Origin of the sequence: Mammaliicoccus sp. H-M34, from assembly GCF_022386495.1 — a bacterium.
Lineage (GTDB): Bacteria > Bacillota > Bacilli > Staphylococcales > Staphylococcaceae > Mammaliicoccus > Mammaliicoccus fleurettii.
In genome coordinates, this window is record NZ_JAJNIK010000003.1 from 362826 (window position 1) to 381096 (window position 18271).

General features: G+C 32.1%; 13 protein-coding genes and 2 tRNA genes. 10 read left to right on the forward strand and 5 right to left on the reverse strand.

What is annotated here, in order from left to right:
• The first annotated feature begins 96 nt into the window (after positions 1-96).
• The 5 genes from LQ608_RS06035 to LQ608_RS06055 all read left to right on the forward strand — a co-directional run bounded on the left by LQ608_RS06035 (position 97) and on the right by LQ608_RS06055 (position 2268).
• Positions 97-651 (forward strand): competence protein ComK, encoded by a 555-nt coding sequence (locus LQ608_RS06035; protein ID WP_239750732.1) that lies wholly within the window; start codon positions 97-99, stop codon positions 649-651.
• 131 nt (positions 652-782) lie between these two features.
• Positions 783-857: transfer RNA gene (locus LQ608_RS06040), tRNA-Asn, on the forward strand.
• Position 858: 1 nt separating this feature from the next.
• Positions 859-946: transfer RNA gene (locus LQ608_RS06045), tRNA-Ser, on the forward strand.
• A 101-nt stretch (positions 947-1047) separates the two neighbouring features.
• Entirely contained in the window at positions 1048-1515 is a 468-nt protein-coding gene (locus LQ608_RS06050) for a GNAT family N-acetyltransferase (protein WP_239750735.1), read from the forward strand.
• Positions 1516-1539: 24 nt separating this feature from the next.
• On the forward strand, positions 1540-2268 hold the full coding sequence (locus LQ608_RS06055; protein ID WP_239750736.1) for an alpha/beta hydrolase: 729 nt from the start codon (positions 1540-1542) through the stop codon (positions 2266-2268).
• A gap of 375 nt (positions 2269-2643) precedes the next feature.
• On the opposite strand, the gene LQ608_RS06060 is transcribed toward LQ608_RS06055, so the two are convergent.
• A complete protein-coding gene (locus LQ608_RS06060) occupies positions 2644-3582 on the reverse strand; it encodes a 1,4-dihydroxy-2-naphthoate polyprenyltransferase (protein ID WP_107509600.1) in 939 nt (312 codons plus the stop codon).
• A 189-nt stretch (positions 3583-3771) separates the two neighbouring features.
• Here LQ608_RS06060 and LQ608_RS06065 point away from each other — a divergent pair, with 189 nt between their 5' ends.
• Genes LQ608_RS06065 through menB form a run of 4 tightly spaced genes read left to right on the forward strand, consistent with a single transcriptional unit; the run spans position 3772 to position 8402 of the window.
• The gene (locus LQ608_RS06065; RefSeq protein ID WP_239750738.1) at positions 3772-5124 is read left to right on the forward strand and encodes an isochorismate synthase; all 1353 of its coding nucleotides are present in this window, start codon (positions 3772-3774) and stop codon (positions 5122-5124) included.
• 2 nt (positions 5125-5126) lie between these two features.
• The gene (gene menD / locus LQ608_RS06070; RefSeq protein ID WP_239750740.1) at positions 5127-6806 is read left to right on the forward strand and encodes a 2-succinyl-5-enolpyruvyl-6-hydroxy-3-cyclohexene-1-carboxylic-acid synthase; all 1680 of its coding nucleotides are present in this window, start codon (positions 5127-5129) and stop codon (positions 6804-6806) included.
• Positions 6787-7608, forward strand: a complete 822-nt coding sequence (menH, locus tag LQ608_RS06075; RefSeq protein WP_239750742.1) for a 2-succinyl-6-hydroxy-2,4-cyclohexadiene-1-carboxylate synthase — start codon at positions 6787-6789, stop codon at positions 7606-7608. The genes menD and menH overlap by 20 nt, the downstream gene beginning before the upstream one ends.
• A complete protein-coding gene (gene menB / locus LQ608_RS06080) occupies positions 7581-8402 on the forward strand; it encodes a 1,4-dihydroxy-2-naphthoyl-CoA synthase (protein ID WP_239750797.1) in 822 nt (273 codons plus the stop codon). Before menH ends, menB begins: the two co-directional genes overlap by 28 nt.
• 293 nt (positions 8403-8695) lie before the next feature.
• On the opposite strand, the gene LQ608_RS06085 is transcribed toward menB, so the two are convergent.
• Positions 8696-10294 (reverse strand): M20/M25/M40 family metallo-hydrolase, encoded by a 1599-nt coding sequence (locus tag LQ608_RS06085; RefSeq protein WP_239750744.1) that lies wholly within the window; start codon positions 10292-10294, stop codon positions 8696-8698.
• A gap of 15 nt (positions 10295-10309) precedes the next feature.
• Positions 10310-11467 carry an aminotransferase class I/II-fold pyridoxal phosphate-dependent enzyme gene (locus tag LQ608_RS06090; RefSeq protein ID WP_239750745.1) on the reverse strand — a complete coding sequence of 386 codons (1158 nt, stop codon included), beginning with the start codon at positions 11465-11467 and terminating at the stop codon, positions 10310-10312.
• 126 nt (positions 11468-11593) lie between these two features.
• Between LQ608_RS06090 and LQ608_RS06095 the strand changes: the two genes are divergently transcribed.
• Complete coding sequence (locus LQ608_RS06095) at positions 11594-12130, forward strand: hypothetical protein (protein WP_078356729.1); 537 nt, start codon at positions 11594-11596, stop codon at positions 12128-12130.
• Between the two features lie 367 nt (positions 12131-12497).
• Here the strand turns inward: LQ608_RS06095 and LQ608_RS06100 are convergent, their stop codons facing one another.
• Entirely contained in the window at positions 12498-13499 is a 1002-nt protein-coding gene (locus LQ608_RS06100; protein WP_078356730.1) for an acyltransferase family protein, read from the reverse strand.
• Between the two features lie 155 nt (positions 13500-13654).
• Entirely contained in the window at positions 13655-18175 is a 4521-nt protein-coding gene (locus tag LQ608_RS12480) for a GW dipeptide domain-containing protein (protein ID WP_275583032.1), read from the reverse strand.
• Between the last annotated feature and the right edge of the window lie 96 nt (positions 18176-18271).

Genomic DNA, 18271 nt, shown 5'->3' on the forward strand with positions numbered 1-18271 from the left:
ATTTCATAAGAAAAATATTGACTAAGAATTAAATATATATTATATTTAATTTAGATAGATATAAAAGTAAAAATTTATCACTGAGAGGAGTTTGCGATGAAAAAGTATGTAATAAAACAGAATACAATGTATATAAGGGGTATTAAAGTAAATGAACACACTGTTCATACAGAGGTTTCTGAAGCAGGTAAATCACCCTTTATTATCGAACAGAGACCTCAAGAAATTATGAATCATTCCTGTCGCTTTTATGGAGAACATTTTCAAGAAAGGAAATTATTCACTAAGCGACTAACTAGTATTACTAGTAAACCTCCAATTTTAGTTTCTCCTGTAACATCCACTTATTTTTTCTGTACTCATTCCGAAAGATCTGCTGACAACACATGGATTAATTTACTCTATGTTAAACATTTCTCGAAATTCAAAGGTAATAAAACTAAAATATTTCTAGAGCAAGATCAGTCACTTGTATTCCCAATTTCTTTTCATGTAATTAATCATCAATATTTGAACTGTACATGTTTATATTATAAGAATCATAGAAATAATATTTTTATAAAACAGTTAAATACACCCAATATTGATTTGACGCAAGATGGTTATAGTGTGTTGGATGTTATAAAGATGTATCTTAAAAATCATCATTAGAGAGTCAAAGTGAACATTAACGGAACAAGTGCCACTAAAGTGTAAATGTTCCGTTAATTTTTTTAAGTTTTCACTTGAAAATATTGTGATGGTTGATATAATAGTACTTGTGCTTGATTAAATCATATTAATCCACAGTAGCTCAGTGGTAGAGCTATCGGCTGTTAACCGATCGGTCGTAGGTTCGAGTCCTACCTGTGGAGCCATGGAGATGTACTCAAGTTGGCTGAAGAGGCGCCCCTGCTAAGGGTGTAGGTCGTTCTGCGGCGCGAGGGTTCGAATCCCTCCATCTCCGTCATATAGTCTGTAACCGTTATGGTTGCAGGCTTTTTTTGTATGTGTAATGATTTTATATGTGTATAATGAAGCTAAATATAAACTGAAAAGGGGATTTTTATGAGTGTTAATTTAAAGTTAATGCAAGAGCATGAATTTAAAAATTTTTACGAAATTTCTCTTAAAGAGTTTTCGGATGAACAGGTGAAGAATGATACATGGGATAAAGATGAAGCTGACAGTAAAGGTAGAGCGTATTTTGAAAAATTATTACCACAGGGTTTGAATACGGAAGGTCATAAAATTTTCAATGTACATTCAGGTAATGAAAAAGTTGGAATTTTATGGTTACATATTTTTGAAAAAGATAATACATTGAAAAGTTTTATTTATGATATAAAAATAGAAGAAATACATAGAGGAAAAGGGTTAGGGAAAGAAACGATGCAAGCTTTAGATAAATATTGCAAAAGTCATAACATTGAAAGCATAAAGTTACATGTGTTTGGCCACAATAAAATTGCTTATTCATTATATGAAAAAATGGGATTTGAAACAACGAACTATTATATGGAGAAAAGATTATAGAAAACAAGTAGCGGAGTGATTGTGTTGTTGAAGTTAAAAGAAGCGCGTAATGTGTATTTAAAAGGTGGAAGTGAAGCTGTATTGTTATTACATTCTTTTACTGGAACAGTTCGAGATGTAAAAGAATTGGCGACCTCATTAAATGAAGTTGGATACACTTGCTATATACCAGCGTATAAAGGACATTGCTTAAGTGTCGAGTCATTAATGAAATATAATACAGATGATTGGTGGCAACAAGCTCAGGATAGTTATCAATTTTTAGTAGATGAGGGCTATAAAGATATAAATGTTCTCGGTGTGTCTTTAGGAGGATTAATGTCTCTTAGACTAGCTGAAACATGTGATATTAAAAAATGTCTAGTTATGTCAGTACCTAATAATCGTACAAGTGCCGATATAAAACGAAGACTATACAGTTATGGGAAAAGAATTAATCAAATTCAAAATTTAGAAACTGAAGAAAGTGAAAGACAACTTGCTTTAATTGATGATTATAATGAAGGTGCACATGTTTTTACGAAATTTATTGAGAATACGATGAAAAATTTGAAATCTATTCAAATACCAATTTCTATAATGTATGGTGAACGAGATCAAATAACTTATCAAAAGAGTGCAGAAAATATTTATAGAGAAGTAGGCACGCATAATAAATTGCTTACTTCTTATGAAAAAGCTACGCATCTTATGACACGTAGTGCTGATAAGGATAAAGTAGAAAAAGATATTATCCGATTTTTAAATAATTAATTAAATTATACGAAAGTGCTTTATTTTTGTATAAAAAAAGATATTAGTAACGATTTTGTAAAGTGCTGACGCCTGAGGGAATAGTATGCGTGAGAGACTACAGGCTCGAGCCATACCCCTAGGCAAGCACGTACAATAATGTAAGATTATATAAAAATAGTTATTGAGAGCGATTTTGTGAAGTGCTGACGCCTAAGGGAATAGTATGTGTGAGAGACTACAGGCTCGAACCATACCCCTAGGCAAGCATGCACGAACAAAATCTCAAGATTGTATAAAAAATAAGCATATCACGGTAAACTTTAAAAAATCAGTTTAGTGATATGCTTATTTATTTTGAGTTAGTATTTTTGTCCAAGATCGTTTTTCAAATAACTATAAGCCGCCTAATATGCCACTAATATAAACTCCAAGTGCTAATAGTAAACCAAATATTGTGTTTGTTTTACCTGTTGCTGCCATCGCAGGCATCATTGTTTGCGGTGTATCGTTCTTATTAAAGCGACGTACTGCTTTAATTGGGAATGGTGCTGAAATAAGCACTAATAACCATAATATTGATCCATACGGCTTGAATAATGCTAAGTAAATGACAAACACATATGAGAAAATGTATAAAATAGCCATAGTCATAATTGAAATTCTTTTTCCGACTAAGATAGCATACGTTTTTCTACCACTTTGTTTATCTTTTTCTCGGTCTCTAATGTTGTTAGCTAAGTTGATTAATCCGATTGTGATAGATACAGGTATACTTAATAATGCTGGATAAAAACTTAATGTACCAGTTTGTATGTAGAATGAGATCATTACAATTACGAATCCCATAAAGAAACCGGCGAATATTTCTCCAAATGGTGTCCATGATATAGGATAAGGTCCACCAGTATAGAAATAACCAATTGCCATACAAACAAGTCCGATTGGTATTAATAACCATGTACTTTGCATGCAAATATATATACCTAAAATTACTGCGATTATATAAAATGCTATGGCTAAGTTATATACGGATTTTGGTGACATACCGTTTCGTACAATAGCACCACCAATACCAACAGATGTATGATCATCTAAGCCACGTTTATAGTCGAAATACTCATTAAACATGTTTGTTGCTGCTTGGATTAAAATGCTTGCTAATAACATAGCTAATACTACTGAAATTTTAATGGATGCTTCAGCACCTGTTAAAAATATCTTTGATGCCGCTGTTCCTAGCAATACTGGTACAAATGAAGCAGTAAGCGTATGTGGCCTCATTAAATGATAATATTTTTTTATGCCTGAATGCTGTGATAAATTTTGTGACATTTATTTACCTCTTATTTATTAATATTTTTGACAGTATTAGTATATGCTTTCGACATCAATTGGTCAATCACTGTATTTGTGTAATATTTTAATATATATTCTATTTATAAAGTACAATATTAACGCATGTTATGTTAAAAAATGATAAAATAAGAAGATAGATATTTTTCGGAAAGAAGTGGAAATGAAATGGCCTTGAGGACCGATTTGAAGCAAAAAATGATTTCTGAAATCGATGGAAATAAAAATTATATTTCAGTTGAAATTGAGCTTCAATATCAACCAGATTTAATCCATTTATTAAGGGAAGAAATCAATTATATTGGACAACGTTTTTATTACAAGTCAAAAGATTTCAAATTAGAAATGTGTGGTATCGGCTATTTATTAGAAGCTAGATACTCACATTTAGAGCACGATGAAATTTATGAGTATTGGCAAAATATTAAAGAACAGTTAAGTACGGTAATTATGCATGATGATAAACATCATTTGAAATTCTTTGGAGGATTTCAATTTTCAGAGCATTCTTTAACTAATGAGTGGAAAGATTATGGAATGAGTCATTTTGTTTTACCAAAATTTTTGATTACAAAAGAAAATGGTCGTTGTTACTTAACATATACTGACGATAACAATAAATTTGATATAGAAAATATTGAACGCATATTAAATGCTATCGATTCAAAAGCTCAAACGGGAGTATTATCAGAACCTTCAGTTGTAGAAAATAAAGACATTCAAAGTGAAGAATGGAAAGATTTAGTAACAAAAGTTGTATCATTGATGAATGAGTCAGTTGCATTGCAAAAAGTTGTATTATCTCGAAGAAGAAAAATTGAATTTCAAGATGATGTTGATGTTGAAGATGCTTTGCAAAGATCTCTTGATAGCAATGAATCTAGCTATTTATTATTATTTGAATCTGGTAAATCACAATTCATATCACAAACACCTGAACAACTTTGTCAAATAGATAATGGAAAATTATATACCAATGCAATAGCTGGAACAATTGTTAGAACTGAAGATGAAAGTGAAAACAACAAATTAAAAGCTGAACTTTTAAATGATTCTAAAAATCAATTCGAACATCGTTATGTTGTGGATAGTATTATTCATGATATCCAATCGTTTACTAAACAATTGGAATACGATAAAAAGCCAACGATTTTAACAAATAAACATTTATATCATTTATATACAAAGATACAGGCAGATTTATTATCCGAAAATGTTTTAGAAATCGTAAATCAATTACATCCTACGCCTGCTCTTGGAGGATTTCCAAAGGTAGAAGCTATTAAATTTATTGAGCATGAAGAATTTGGTACAAGAGGTTTCTACGGTGCACCTTTAGGTTATATTGATTTAGATAATAATGGGGAATTTGTTGTTTCAATTCGCTCAATGCTTGTAAGAGGAAATGCAGCAACATTATATTCTGGTTGTGGCATCGTTAAAGATTCGAATGCAATTTCAGAATTTGAAGAAACAGATTTAAAATTCAAACCAATGTTAAAAGCGCTAGGAGTGATGTAGATTTGAGTACACATACTGAAAGTTTAACAAAACAAGTGTTTACATTTGTTTCTAAATTATACGAATATGGTGTTGATGATGTCGTAATTAGTCCAGGGTCAAGATCTACGCCACTTGCGATTGCTTGTGAGAGACACCCACATATTAAAACGTGGATACATCCTGATGAAAGAAGTGCTGCTTTCTTCGCATTAGGTATAATCAAAGCAAGTCAGAAACCAGTTGCGATCATTTGTACTTCAGGTACAGCAGCTTCAAATTATACACCTGCAGTTTCAGAAGCATATATAAGTAGATTACCACTTGTCGTTGTGACGAGTGACAGACCACATGAACTTAGAAATGTTGGCGCACCACAAGCAATTAATCAAATTAATATGTTCCAAAATTTCACTAAGTTTCAATTTGATATGCCTATTGCAGATGAAACTGAAGGTACAATCAATGCAATAAACATGAATATGATAAAAGCTGAAAAACATTTCGTGGGACCACAAAGAGGTCCTGTACACTTTAATTTTCCATTTAGAGAACCGCTTATTCCAAATGTGAAACTTAGAAGATATTTATCTTCTAAGAGAAAAATAGCAACGAAATATCAAAAATCAATTGATTTTTCAAATATACAAACATATATTGAAAAACCACGTGGAATCGTCGTAGTAGGAGATACACAAGGGCAAGATTTATCACAAATATTAACTTATTCAGCCATTCATAATATACCTATTTTGGCAGATCCATTGAGTAATTTAAGAAAGTTAAATCATCCAAATGTTATTGCTACTTATGATGCACTTTTTAAAGGTGGTTTAAGTATAGAGCCACAATTTATTATAAGAGTTGGACAACCAGTTGTTTCTAAACATTTAAATAATTGGTTAAAAGATGTTAAATGTCCACAAATACTCGTACAAAATAATGCTACACCAGATGCTTATCCAAAAGTACCAACACTTTCTGTAGAGTTAAGTCCAAATGACTTCTTTAGACAGGCACAAGATGTGACGCCAACTCAAAATAAAAATTGGTTAGAAAAATGGATCACTATGGATAAAGAAGCTAGAGCATTAATAGAAAAGTATATTCAAGAAGAAACTGACGAAGGTGCTGTTGTAGGCAGTTTATTGAAAAAAATGTCTTCAAAAGATACTGTTTTTGTTGGTAATAGTATGCCAGTTAGAGATGTAGACACTTTCAATTTAGATTCTAAAGCTGAAATTGCAGCTAATAGAGGCGCTAATGGCATTGACGGTGTTGTATCAACTGCATTAGGGATGTCTGTTTATAAAAAAGTAACATTAGTTATTGGAGACATTTCGTTCTTCCATGATATGAACGGATTAATAATGAGTAAGTTGCATGATTTAGATATTACCATCGTATGTTTGAATAATAATGGTGGGGGCATCTTTAATTATTTAGCACCGAAAGATGAAGCGCCAGAGCATTTTGAAAAATTATTTGGAACACCTTTGGATTTAGATTTTCAACATGTTGCTCATTTATATGAATTAGGATATGAAAAATTTGAAGATGTGGCTGAGTATAAAAGACAAACTTTACCTCAATTTGGTTCATATTTATATGAAATTTTAACGAATAGAGAAGAAAATACAGAAACGCATAGAGAACTATTTGAAAAGATGAAAGGTATACAATATGTTAACTCACCACGTTAAGCAGTTAGATATTGATAAACCTACAATTTTATTGTTACATGGATTTATTAGTGACCATACAACTTTTCATTTAGTTGAAGATGCAATTATCAAACATGGTATTAATGTGATATCTATAGATTTACCAGGTCATGGTGATGATAAATCAAGTCATGATAAACATTGGTCTATGGAATTTATAGCAGATAAGATTAAAGAATTGATTGCACATCTAGAATTAAAGACGGTGTATATACATGGATATTCAATGGGTGGACGTGTTGCATTAAGCTTTGCAATTCAATATCCTGAATGGTTAAATGGTCTTATTCTAGAAAGTGCAAGCCCTGGTATAGAAAATAATAAAGAGAAGCTTAATCGAATAGAAGTAGATAAAGCTAGAGCTGAATATATACAAAATATCGGGATGACAAAGTTTGTTGAAGAGTGGTCACAATTATCCTTATTTGAAAGTCAGTCCATTCTTTCCCATAAAGAAAGAAATCGGATAAAGAAAATGAGACTCTCTCAATCTCCCGTTGGTCTGAGTAAAGCTTTAATTGATTATGGAACAGGTGCTCAACGATCTTATTGGGATAAATTAAATGATCTTGATTTACCTACATGTATTATAGTAGGTGAGAAAGATAAAAAGTTTATAGAAATAGGTAAACGAATGCACGAATGTATTAAAAATAGTAAATTTCAAATTGTTAATGATGCTGGGCACACAATTCATGTGGAACAACCAGAAAAGTTTGATACAATAATAATAGAATTTATTTTAGGAGGCAAATTATGTCAAGACAATGGGAAACTTTAAAAGAATATAAAGAAATTAAATATGAATTTTTCGAAGGTATCGCAAAAATCACAATAAATCGTCCAGAAGTACGTAATGCATTTACGCCATTAACAGTACAAGAAATGATTGATGCATTTTCTAGAGCAAGAGACGACCAAAGAGTTGGATCTATTATCTTAACAGGTGAAGGAGACTTAGCATTTTGTTCAGGTGGAGATCAATCAGTACGTGGACACGGTGGTTATGTGGGTGAAGATCAAATCCCTAGATTAAACGTATTAGACTTACAACGCTTGATTCGTGTTATTCCTAAACCAGTAATAGCAATGGTTAGAGGATATGCAATCGGTGGTGGTCACGTATTGCATATCGTATGTGACTTAACAATCGCAGCTGAAAATGCAAGATTTGGACAAACTGGTCCTAAAGTAGGTTCATTTGATGCTGGATACGGTTCAGGTTATTTAGCAAGAATCGTTGGTCATAAAAAAGCTCGTGAAATTTGGTTCTTATGTCGTCAATATGATGCAAAAGAAGCAATTGATATGGGACTTGTTAACACAGTAGTGCCATTAGACAAAATAGAAGACGAGACAGTGCAGTGGTGTAAAGAAATGATGCAACACTCACCAACAGCATTACGCTTCTTAAAAGCAGCAATGAATGCAGATACAGATGGATTAGCAGGATTACAACAATTCGCTGGCGATGCAACATTGTTATATTATACTTCAGACGAAGCAAAAGAAGGTCGTGACGCATTTAAAGAAAAACGTCAACCAGACTTCGATCAATTTCCTAAGTTTCCTTAATATAGATAAAAGGCATGGCGTAATCGCCATGCCTTAGAGTGTCGACAAAGTCTTAGACTTTGTCGGCATTTTTTTATGCGCATGCTTTCCGCGGGCATGTTCTCAGCCTGTAGTCTTCGAATCATGCTTTTCCCGCAGGAGTCAGCGCAAAAAAATACCAAATATTAACAAATTATTTTATAAAAAAGATTTCGTAGTCCCACTCCGGCAAGGATGACTAGGATTGAAGAAGCTTGATATAAGCGCATTTTCAATCCAGTCATCTACTGCCTCTATTTTGTTATTATTGATTTTTATAATAAATGCTTCTTAATAACTTGTTCGATTATGGATGGTATTTCTTCAAAGGCACTTTTCATATTGATTCTTTCTGTAACTTGATGTGCATCTTTTCCAATTGGACCGATATTAATAACAGGCGCGCTTATCTCTTTAATATCGTTAAATGGTATAAAGTAAGATTCGTTAAATACTGGTGTTTGGTTAATATAACTTTCAAAGCCTAAATCATCTAGTCGATATTTTGCATAGCTTAAATCACTAATACCATTAAAGAAATATTGTCTTTTAGAAACTCTATTAAATTTAGATAATGAAAGATCACTAACAGTTTCTACTATTTCATCTATAAATGGATCTTCTGATGAGTGTGCAGCTGGATAATAAGGTGGTGCAAAGAATGTTATAACACTAGGGCCAAGTCCTTTTAGCATATGCATGAAGCGGTCAGTAATTTCTATTGATTGAGCTCGTTCATCATGAATTTGCTCAATGACTTCTTTTATTACATATTTAATATGTGCTTCACCAAATTCTTTAATTGCTAAATCTTTTAATTCTTTATAGCTTAAAACATTTATAGATATATTTTTATTGAAACCTTCAGATTTTAATTTATCTTGAAAGGTTTTTTCACAAACTGATACAGCATCTTTTACTACATCATTAAATATTGTGAAGACATCTTCTGCATTCCTATTAAATAAAAATACATTATATAAAGCAACTGTTCGAAATGGTGTTTGTACATCATAATGGTCTTTAATATCTCGACTCATCAGTGATACTGGAAGTGGTGTCACTTCGTTTTTATAATGTTCTTTAAAAAGATTGCTATATTCCATCTTACTATTGATAAAGCTTTGTATATAATTTGAACTGATGCCATTTAAAGGCTGTCCTACATGTGTTTCTTTACCATAACAAAGTGCAGATGGCATAATTTTACCTATTGTGCCTGAATAAACATAATGGTTAGCATCATTTTCTGCTTGTGAAAATGTAGGCTCACTGTTTAAATGTAAAGCTATTTCTAAATTATCTTCTTTTCTAATTTGATTGATTCTTTCAACAGCTTTATGCATGCCTAAAGATTCAACTTCTTCATCTGGAACTGAAACAACGATAATATTGATGTCCCATGACTCTTGTATTGCTTTTTCAATTAAAGACATATGTATCATTAGACCAGGTTTCATATCCATAGAGCCACGGCCAAATAAATAATTATCCGAACTGAGATCTTCTTTAGCATTTGAAGATAAATATTTATCATCTTCACGAAAAATATCTGTTATATTATCCATATCAAATGCTTCACTTTTATATTCACTATAATCGTCAATGCCAACAGTATCAAAATGACTAATACATATGAGCGTTTTTTTAGTTTTTGGTGCTTTATAATATGCAAGTACTGCATGTCGACCATCCCCAGTCGGTTGCAAAATCACTTGTTCATTATTATTTTTGAAATAATCGAGTTTTAAATATTGTTCTTTTAAAAAGTACGGAAATGTTCTTTCGCCTTCTGAATGTGTAATAGAATCATGTTTAACCAAGCTTTTTAATAAATTTCTTCGAGTTTCAAATGTTTGCCATAAAAAGTTCATTGAAATTCATCCCCTTTAAAATAGTTCTTGAATCATTCTTTCCAATCTATTTAACCCTTCCTCAAGCGCTTTAATGTTGTATGCATAAGAAATTCTTATATATCCTTCACCAATATGAGTGAAAGCTGAACCAGGCACAATTGCAACGTGATAATCTTCAAGTGCTTTCATACAAAATTCATAATCACTTATACCAAATTGAGAAATTTTAGGGAAAATATAAAAAGCTCCTTGAGGCTTTTCGTTCAGAATAAATCCCATATCAATTAAACGTTTATATACGTAATCACGACGTTCAATATATGCTGAGTTCATTTCTTTAGGTGAGTCAACAGCATTAGTAAGTGCTTCTATTGCAGCGTATTGACTCGGTACATTAGCACAAATACAGTTATATGCATGCACAAATGTCAGTTGTTTCATCACATACTCAGGTCCTAGTAGAAATCCGATTCGTAAACCAGTCATAGAGTGAGATTTGCTTAATCCGCCTAACAATATACACTGGTCTTTAATAGCATCATATGAAGCAAATGAGGTATGTTGTTGACCAAACGTATTTTCAGCATAAATTTCATCACTTACTACATAGATTGGATAATCCTTGAACACGTTAACCAGTGATTCAACTTCATATTGATTTAACGTAATGCCAGTGGGATTGTTTGGATAATTCAATAAAATGGCTTTAGTTTTATCTGTAATATGAGATTTTACTAATTCAGGTGTTATTTTTAAACCGCTTTGGGTAGTATCTATGTATATAGGTTTAGCTCCTAATAATTCAATTAATGGAACATAGCCAGCGTATACAGGTGAGGGAATTAACACTTCATCTCCTTGTTCAAGTATACCTCTCAACGTAGTATCAAGCGCTTCACTAGCACCGTTAGTAATTAATATTTCATTCGTATTAAAATTTGAACTGAATCGGTTTTTATAATAAGATTGGACGACTTTCCTTAGTTCTAACAATCCGGCATTATGAGAATAAGTCGTAAAGTTACGATCAATAGCTTGTTTCATTGCATCTTTAACACTTGTTGGTACTTTGAAATCGGGCTGACCAACTGTTAAGTTAATGACATCATCAATTTCAGGTATACGGTTGGAGATAGCTCTTATACCAGATACTTGAAGTTGAGATGCAAATTTATTTAATGGTAATTGCATTTTTTTCACCTCTTCAAAACGATAATTTTATTATAACGATAAAAAGAGAACAAATAAATGAATATAGCAAAAATTTTGAAAACGTATTACAATAAGAGAAACATTACAATAATAGGGGATGTTTATATGGTGAACTTAACAAATATGAATCAACGATTAAAGTTATTACTTTCATTAAATATTTTTGAATGGTTACCACATCCAACTTTTGTACTTATACAAAATAATGATGAACAATGGATGATATCGTTTGAAGAAGATTCAATACATATATGTAGAGCAGAAGCTCAGTTACCACATTTTCATCGATATTACTTTGGACAAGATAATCGCCTTATTAAAAATGCACAGTTTCATATTAAATTTAAATCAAAAGAAGAGCTCTCGCTTGATGAAAGAAAATTTGTTTCAGATTTTATGCAACCAACAGCTAAAAAAGAAAATCCTATATTGTTTATACAATCAGACACACCTTATACCCAAGAGTGGATTGATTATTTAACTTATTTATTAAGTGCGAGTTATGAAGTGTTAGAAAACTTATATAATAATAATCATGAACTAGCACCCGTAACGCATAAACATGTTCAAATACCAGCATATCTATTAAATCAAGAAGATAAATATATCGGAACTATTTCGTATGAATCATTACTTAGGTAAAAATTGAATATAGTTTTAACTATAAAAGAGGATAGGACAAATTAATTTGTCCTATCCTCTTAGTCATTAGGAGACCCATATTCACACAAGTCAGTAGAAGTGTGACTAAGGGTAGGTATATTCACACAAGTCGGTAGAAGTGTAAATATGGGTATCTATATTTTCATAAGTTGAGAGAAGTGTAAGCAAGGGTATCCATATTCACACAAGTTGGTAGAAGTGTAACTATGGGTAGGTATATTCACACAAGTCAGTAGAAGTGTAAGCAAGGATAGCCATATTCACACAAGTCGATAGAAGTGTAAGTGATTTTTATAAGAAAAAAGAGCAGAAATTCAATTTTAATAATGAATTTCTGCTCTTTTACTTATTTATTTTTTTTCGGTGGTTTTTTTAAATTAACAACTGGATTAGCATAATGTCTAACTATATCACTACTGAAGAAGTACACAATTGTTATTGTAATAAGCACAATTGCTACCCATACATACGGTTGATCTAATAACATTCTATCCCAATCTTTAGAACGGAATAATCCAACGAATAGTCCATGAAGTAAGTAAATAAACATTGTTCTTGAACCAATATAAGTTAATGGTAATTTTCGTTCTGGTATTAAATTCATAAAACTTAAAGTTGAAACAAAGATAACAACGTAAATAAATAATCTCTTCAATGCACTGTAAACATCAACATCGCCTTCGAGTGCTGAATATGGTTTACTTCCGAATAACCATTCAAAGTTATAGTCAGTTAATAAATAAGCAATAAAAATAACTAATAAACTTAATGTAGAAAGCCATAAGTATTTTTTATTTCTTAAAATAAATGACTGTTCTTTATTGATATAATAACCTAATAAGAAAATAGGGAAGAATACAAATGTTCTTGATAGACTAAGTTTTGCATTAATAAAATCAAAGTAGCCAACTATCAAACCTACTAATATAGCAACTGCAAATGTTATATATGGATTGAAGTTTCGTACAAAGTGTAAAATAACATGCCATGAGAATAAGCTGACTAGGAACCACATAGCCCATTGTGGATCAAACGGACTAATGTTTAAAGTATCATCTCTATCTATATAGTAATAATATAACCCATAAAACAATTGGAATATCAGATAAGGTAACAATAGCTTAATGGTAACTTTTTTTATGTAACCAGGTTTACCAACACTTTTTGCGAAAAATCCTGATATTAGAACAAAAGCGGGCATATGGAAACTATAAATAAACATATATAATGCTTTAAATAAATGACTGTCATTAACATATGATCTTGTTAAGTGGCCAAATACAACTAGTACTATTAAGAAAAACCTAGCGTTGTCAAAATAATGATCTCTTTCTTTACCGTTTGCCATGAAAAGTACTCCTCTAAATCGATTGTCTACAGTTTTCTTGAAATGTAGATTATAAATTAAAATTTCTGAAAGTACAAATAAAATTATTTAGAAATAATTAAAAAATCAAACCAATGCCTTAAAAGGCATTGGTTTATTCAGTATTCATTTAAGAATTATGATTTATATTGATCAACATCATAGAATTGACCATCAGTTTGAATTTGTTGATAGAAGTCACTAATACGTTTTGCGTTAGATTTTGAAAAATCTATGCCAGTTGCATATTGGTGTACGCCTGGTTTTTGTGGATTAAATCTCATTTTATAAAGTGTATTTTGTCCTGCTTTAATATAATTGTTTGCTATAAATTGAGCGCCACCGAATATAGCTTTTTCTGGTGTGTTCCATCCAGCTTGTTGTGCATATTTGATACCACCGTATAATGCATTCTTATCGATCGCACCTACACCAAACATATTATAGTATTTAGTTTTTGAGTTTAAATCAACTTTTCCATTTTTATCAATATTTCCACCATTTGCTAATTGACTTGTTCCATTACCAGTCTCTAATAGTGCATGTGAGATTAAATAGATTTCATTAATACCAACAGCTTTTGATGCTTGACTAAATGCATTACCTTGGTTTTCTAAAATTCCTTTACCTCGAAGTAATTCATTTAATTTAGATGGAGAAATATTTTGTGATTTATTTAAATCTAAGAATTGATACTTTTGAACTGGATCATTCACATACTTGCTTGTATCCATTGCATCTTTAACTTCTGCTCTAGTAGCATTTCTAATACCACTTGGTAATACTTTTTTAGGCTCAGATCCATTTCTTAACGCCATTTGAATATCAACAGCTTGATCAAGAGTATATGGACTAGTAGAAATATTTGTAGCCTCTGTTGCTAGTTGTAAATATTTAGAATTAATCCATACTGTTTTACCATTAAGTAAACCTTTATACCAAAGTTCATTTCCAACTTTTTGTGAAGAAATAACTTTAAAGTACGCATATTGATAATTTTGTAGTGACCCTAATAATGTAGATTTAGACACATTCGGTTGACTATAGAAATAACCAGTATTATCAAAGATTAAATAATTAGTATAATTTTCTTTTAAATTCATTGGTTGATTGTTTACAACATTGGATTTAATAGCATTAGTCTTTTTAGGTTGAGCAGGCGTAACTTGTTTTACTGGTTTAGGTTGAACTCTGTTAGTTTGTAATTGTACATCGTTAGCTTTAACCCATCCTAAAGGAATTGCATTGTTATCTTGTAATAAATAATATGTTTGATTATTGTATGTTGATTGTTTACCAATCTTAAATGTTCTACCAGCTTTATTCATAGCAGGTACTGTTTTTTGATCATAAACAGAAGTATAAACGCCAGAAATATTGTTATTAACCTTACCAACATAATTAACTCTAACCGTTTTTGCAACAGGTTTAGTTGCAGGTTTCGCAACAGGTTTAGTTATAGGTTTTGCAACAGGCTTAGTTGCAGGTTTCGCAACAGGTTTAGTTGCAGGTTTTGCAACAGGCTTAGTTGTAGGCTTCGCTACAGGTTTAGTTGCAGGTTTTGCAACAGGCTTAGTTGCAGGTTTTGCAACAGGCTTAGTTGTATTCTGTAATTGAATATCACTAGATTTAACCCAACCTAATGGAGTACCTTTAGTATCTTGTAATAAGTAGAACACTTGGTTATTATATGTTGATTGTTTACCGATATTAAATGTTTTACCAGCTTTATTCACAGCAGGTTTAGTTGTTTTGTCATAAACAGAACTGTAAACGCCAGACGCATTTGTATTAACTTTACCTTTATAGTTAACAGCAACAGTTTTAGCTGTGCTTGCAACAGGCTTAGTAGTTGGTTTCGCAACAGGTTTAGTAGTTGGCTTCGCAACAGGTTTAGGTGTTGGTTTCACAACAGGTTTAGGCGTTGGTTTCGCAACAGGTTTAGTTGTTGGTTTCACAACAGGTTTAGTTGTTGGTTTCACAACAGGTTTAGTTGTTGGTTTCGCAACAGGTTTAGGTGTTGGTTTCGCAACAGGTTTAGGCGTTGGTTTAGTTACAGTCTGTAATTGAATGTCGCTAGATTTAACCCAACCTAATGGTGTACCGTTATTGTCTTGTAATAAGTAAAACACTTGGTTATTGAATGTTGATTGTTTACCAATATTGAATGTTTTACCAGCTTTATTCGTCGCTGGTTTTGTTGTTGTGTCATATACAGAACTATATACACCAGATGCATTAATGTTCACTTTACCTTTATAGTTAACAGCAACAGTTTTAGCTGTGCCTACAACGGGCTTAGTTGGTTTAGGTTTAGTGACTACTGGTTTAGTAGGTTTAGGCGCTGGTTTAACAACAGGCTTAGTTGGCTTTGGTTTAGTTACTATTGGTTTACTTGGTGCAGTTAGAGTACCTGTTTTATACTGATACTTCTCATGCACTAAATCTACAAGTTCATTAAATGTATAGTTGTTTTCAGCAAACCAGCCGTATGGATCACTATGATTTGTACCACCTAAATATTTTGATACAGCATCATGTGACCATAAAGTACCATTACCATCGTATTCAGCACTATCAAATGGTAATCCATAATAAGCTAAATTAGTAGCAATATAATCAGCATAATTATTGATAGAACGTGCGAAGCGATCACCGCCATAAACACGAACAAGTTCAACATGTATGAAACGTTGGTTAGCAACACCACCAGCACCCCAAGCAAGATAGTCTGTTGGAGCAACTTCAATAATGTTATTGTCATCAACGAAAGCATGTACAAATGCACTTTCATAATTATTTTTCATGTATGCAATTTCACCATGAATAGTTGAATTAGGGTTTGCCGTTTCATGAGCAATAACACCTTCAGGTTTGCCAACACCATTACGATAAGGAATTTTAGGAATATGGCTAGAAAAGTCTTCAACATAATTAGGTACAGCATAATTATTATTTCTAATTTGATTATTAATCGTTGAGCTAACAGCGGCGTTGTAAGTACTTCTATATGTTGAAGTAGGGATACTGCGTGCTGATCTAGCTGCAAAAGTTCTAACTTGTGGCTTAACATTAGCACTTTCAAGTTGAACATTTTGATTATTATCAATACTATTTGATTCTATATCGTTAGAAGTGTCATCTTGGTCATCAAAATCAAAATTATATTCATCGTCAGAAGTGTTATCTTCAGTATCTTGAATATCTTCAGTACTATTTTGATTTTCAACATCTTTAGAAGTAGTTTCATCAGAATCTACAACGTCAGAAGTATCTTCAGAAGTGTTGTCTTCTGTATTTTGAGCAACTTCAGAACCATCTTGGTCTTCAACATCGTTAGAAGTAGTTTCATCAGAGTCTACTACGTCTGTAGTATCTTCAGAAGTGTTGTCTTCTGTATTTTGAGCAACTTCAGAACCATCTTGGTCTTCAACATCTTGAGAAGCAGATTCATCAGAATCTACAACGTCTGTAGCATCTTCAGAAGTGTTGTCTTCTGTATTTTGAACAACTTCAGAGCTATCTTGATCTTCAACATCTTGAGAAGCAGTTTCACCAGAGTCTACAACGTCTGAAACATCTTCAGAAGTATTATCTTCTGTATCTTGAATAGCTTCAGTACTATTTTGATTTTCAACATCTTGAGAAGCAGTGTTATCAGAGTTCACATCGTCTGTAGTATCTTCAGAAGTGTTATCTTCAGTATCTTGCACAACTTCAGTACTATCTTGATTTTCAACATCTTGAGAAGCAGTTTCATCAGAATTCACAACGTCAGAAGTATCTTCAGAAGTGTTGTCTTCTGTATCTTGCACAGCTTCAGTACTATCTTGGTCTTCAACATCTTGAGAAGCAGTTTCATCAGAATTCACAACGTCAGTAGTATCTTCAGTAGTGTTATCTTCTGTATTTTGAGCAACTTCAGAACCATCTTGGTCTTCAACATCTTGAGAAGCAGTGTTATCAGAGTTCACAACGTCAGAAGTATCTTCAGAAGTATTATCTACTGTATCTTGCACAGCTTCAGTACTATCTTGATCTTCAACATCTTGAGAAGCAGTTTCATCAGAATTCACAACGTCAGAAGTATCTTCAGAAGTGTTGTCTTCTGTATCTTGAGCAACTTCAGAACCTTCTTGGTCTTCAACATCTTGAGAAGAAGTGTTATCAGAGTTCACATCGTCAGAAGTATCTTCAGAAGTGTTATCTACTGTATCTTGCACAGCTTCAGTACTATCTTGGTTTGTAACATCTTGAGAAGCAGTTTCATCAGAATTCACAACGTCAGTAGTATCTTCAGAAGTGTTATCCACTGTATCTTGCACAGCTTCAGTACTATCTTGATTTGTAACATCTTGAGAAGCAGTGTTATCTGTGTTCACAACATCAGAAGTATCTTTAGAAGTATCTTCAGTTACTTTCGGCTCATCTATTATAGATGGATCCTTATATGTTTTTGTACCTGATACGTTCAAAGATTGGCTTTTTAATTCTTTTTGCTCATCTTGAATTTGACTAGCATTGTTATGTTGCTCAATGATGTTTTTGTTATCTTTGCTTGATGTTTCTTCTGCATTCACCTGATGAGAAACGAGTGTCGTACCTGCTAAAGTCATAGCTACAAGTGCAGGGGTTTTGTAATAGAATTTTTTATCCATAAACAATCTCCTTTGAATAGGTATTTTATTTAATAACATTATAAGGCTTTTTGACAGTAAAGTATGAAAATTATCTAAATTGTAATGTAACTTTAA

Excerpts from the sequence above, each read along its gene's own strand:
- LQ608_RS06035 (WP_239750732.1), top strand. The coding sequence starts at position 97 with ATGAAAAAGTATGTAATAAAACAGAATACAATGTATATAAGGGGTATT.
- LQ608_RS06050 (WP_239750735.1), top strand. The coding sequence starts at position 1,048 with ATGAGTGTTAATTTAAAGTTAATGCAAGAGCATGAATTTAAAAATTTT.
- LQ608_RS06060 (WP_107509600.1), bottom strand. The coding sequence starts at position 3,582 with ATGTCACAAAATTTATCACAGCATTCAGGCATAAAAAAATATTATCAT.
- LQ608_RS06065 (WP_239750738.1), top strand. The coding sequence starts at position 3,772 with ATGGCCTTGAGGACCGATTTGAAGCAAAAAATGATTTCTGAAATCGAT.
- menH (WP_239750742.1), top strand. The coding sequence starts at position 6,787 with ATGTTAACTCACCACGTTAAGCAGTTAGATATTGATAAACCTACAATT.
- LQ608_RS06085 (WP_239750744.1), bottom strand. The coding sequence starts at position 10,294 with ATGAACTTTTTATGGCAAACATTTGAAACTCGAAGAAATTTATTAAAA.
- LQ608_RS06090 (WP_239750745.1), bottom strand. The coding sequence starts at position 11,467 with ATGCAATTACCATTAAATAAATTTGCATCTCAACTTCAAGTATCTGGT.
- LQ608_RS06095 (WP_078356729.1), top strand. The coding sequence starts at position 11,594 with ATGGTGAACTTAACAAATATGAATCAACGATTAAAGTTATTACTTTCA.
- LQ608_RS06100 (WP_078356730.1), bottom strand. The coding sequence starts at position 13,499 with ATGGCAAACGGTAAAGAAAGAGATCATTATTTTGACAACGCTAGGTTT.
- LQ608_RS12480 (WP_275583032.1), bottom strand. The coding sequence starts at position 18,175 with ATGGATAAAAAATTCTATTACAAAACCCCTGCACTTGTAGCTATGACT.